The 2,518-nt window shown below is 70.6% G+C and carries 2 protein-coding genes and 1 pseudogene; all 3 read right to left on the reverse strand.

Features of this window, described 5'->3' with window-relative positions; all coding sequences use genetic code 11:
• Window positions 1–296, reverse strand: a pseudogene (locus tag C1I97_RS34795) (hypothetical protein); the annotation flags it as partial.
• Between the two features lie 33 nt (window positions 297–329).
• Window positions 330–1,352 (reverse strand): glutamate ABC transporter substrate-binding protein, encoded by a 1,023-nt coding sequence (locus C1I97_RS34800; protein ID WP_111006964.1) that lies wholly within the window; start codon window positions 1,350–1,352, stop codon window positions 330–332.
• Window positions 1,353–1,384: 32 nt separating this feature from the next.
• Window positions 1,385–2,518 (reverse strand): hypothetical protein (locus C1I97_RS34805; RefSeq protein WP_111006965.1); only part of this gene is annotated, 1,134 nt, incomplete at its 5' end.

Genomic DNA, 2,518 nt, shown 5'->3' on the forward strand with positions numbered 1-2,518 from the left:
ACCAGGTCCTCGCGGCTGGACCAGCGGCGGCGGGCGCGGATCTCACGGGCGGTGCGCAGCGCGCCGCTGTAGGCGTCGAAGTACGTCCACAGCAGCGTGATCGAGGCCTCCGTCGCCGCCCAGCGCTCCTTGGTCACACCGGTCAGCTCGGCGCCCTCCAGGAGTCTGCGGCCCGCGTGGTCCTGCAGGGCGAGGAGCGAGGTCTCGATGGCCTCGTGCTCCGAGCCGAGCCGCGCCAGCGCACGGTCCACCTCGTCCCGGTCCATCACCGGCCCGGCGGGGTCCGTGACGCCCATCGATCACCTCTCGCTGCGTTCGTGTTCCGTCTGTCACCGGTAACTCGCCGTCGGCGGGGTCGCCGACGACGACTCCCTACCCAGCGTGGCGGACAACCACGTGTCGTACGACGCCTTCCAGCCCCCGTCCTTGCGGTAGTCCTCCAGTATTCGGTTGACCCGGCGCACCAGGTCGTCGGCGTCCAGCTTCATCGCCACACCGTAGAACTCCTTGGTGAAGCTCGTGCCCTTCAGCGCCACCGCGGGGTCCTGTGCGGCCTGGCTGGCGGCGAGCGCGCTGTCCGTCACCACCGCGTCCACCTCGCCGAGTTGCAGCCTCACCAGGCAGTCCAGCTGGTTGGGGACGGTGGTGGTGATGTCGGTGGAGGCGGGGAGCCTGCCGTCCTTCTTGCCGGCGGACAGGTGGTCGTAGGCCGTGGAGCCCGTCGCCGAGCAGACCCTCCGGCCGGCCAGGGAGGCGTCGTACCCGGTGATCCTCGACGTCTTCGGGGCCAGGACCTGCTGGCCGGTCAGGAAGTACGGCGCGGAGAACGCCACCTGCTTCAGACGGTCGCACGTGATCGTCATGGTGCGCACCACCATGTCCACGCGGCCACTTCTGATCGCGGGGATGCGCTCGTTGGTGGGGATGGCCTTGAACTGGACCTTGTTCTCGTCGCCGAGGATGTCCTTGGCGATGCGGTGCGCCAGGTCGATGTCGAAACCCTCCAGCTCGCCGGTGGAGTTGTTCGGGTTGCGGTAGCCCCAGCGGTAGCTGTTCTGGTCGACGCCCACCGACAGGTAGCCGCGCGACCTGATGGCGCCGAGGGTGGGGCCGTCCGCGTTCGACGGGGACAGGCTCTGGTTGTGGGCCTGGTCGTCCTTGCAGGTGTCCGCCCTGGTCCGAGTGGCTTGCGCCGTCCTCTGGTTGTCCGGGGCGGGGGCGCCGGTCGCGTACGGCTGGGTGCGTGGCGGGAGCAGGAACAGGAGCAGCGTCAGCGCCAAGGCGCAGACGGCTGCCATCGCTCCCACGCCGCCCCAGCCCTTCAGGCCGGCCCGCAGACGTCTTGCTCGCATCGTCACGCCCCCTCTCCCGTTCCCTCTCCTGTTCACCGGTACTCCGACAGTCTGCGTCCGATGCCGATGACCGCGCCGGCCGCGCCGAGGACCGCGAGCACCGCGGAGCCGGCGGGCAGGCCGGTCGTCGCGGCCAGGCCGGCGCGGGCGGCCTGCTTGAACTCGTTCGTCTCGTGGGTGAGCGCCGACGCCAGTGAGGTGTCGACGTTGTCGAAGCACTCGCCCGTCGACTCGTCCTTGGCGGTGGTGCCGATGACCCGGTCCCGCGCCTTCTGGTAGTCGCCGGAGTCGTTGGCCTGACGGGCCAGTTCGTGCCGGGACTTCCAGACCTTCATCGACTCGTTCGCCACGCGTACGGACTTGCGGCCCGCGGTGTCGTCGGCGAGGCGGTCGGCGTGGGCGAGGGTCTTCGCGAGCTTGTCGATCTCCTGGTCGTACGCCCAGTCGTAGGCGTCCATGACCGTGCCGTCCTTCAGCGTCCTGGTCTCCGCGCCGCGGCTGACGAGGGTCAGGTTCTCGTCGCTGCGGGCCTTGAGGGAGGCGATACGGGCGTCGTGCAGCACGCTCAGCGAGCGCACGCCGTGGGTGTGGGAGCCGTTCAGGCCCGCGCGCGCGACGCTGTGGCCGATCACCAGCCACAGCAGGACGACGGTGGTGGCCGCGGTGGCGGCCACCAGGCCGTGGTTCAGCACCCTGTTCGTACGGAGGTAGTTGCGCCGCTGGGCCCAGGCCAGGGCCGCGAGGGCGACGACGCCGAGGGCGATCGCGGCCCACGGGTACGGGGTCGCGTCCGCGTAGTCGGCGCTCAGCCGCTGGTTCTCCTTCTGGTACAGGTCCTCGGCCGCCGGGAGCATCTCGTTCTGCATCGTGTCGTTGGCGGCGCGCAGGTAGGCGCCGCCGACCGGGAAGCCCTGGCGGTTGTTGGCGCGGGCGGCCTCCACCAGGCCCTTGTAGTGGGGCAGAAGCTCGTTGAGCCTGGTGATGGTGGCGGCGGAGGGGAAACCGGGGGCGGAGTTGGCGGCGGCGGTGACGAGTTTGGCGGCAGCCGTGCGGATGTCGGACTCGTAGCGCTCGCGGGTGGCCGTCGTCTCCTGCAGACCGGCCAGGTAGCCGCTGGTGGCCATGGTGTTGGCGTCGGCGAGGGAGCGGTAGATGTCCGCGGCGTC

Origin of the sequence: Streptomyces sp. NTH33 (genome assembly GCF_003236365.1) — a bacterium.
In the GTDB taxonomy this organism is placed as follows: domain Bacteria; phylum Actinomycetota; class Actinomycetes; order Streptomycetales; family Streptomycetaceae; genus Streptomyces.

Excerpts from the sequence above, each read along its gene's own strand:
- C1I97_RS34800 (WP_111006964.1), bottom strand. The coding sequence starts at position 1,352 with ATGCGAGCAAGACGTCTGCGGGCCGGCCTGAAGGGCTGGGGCGGCGTG.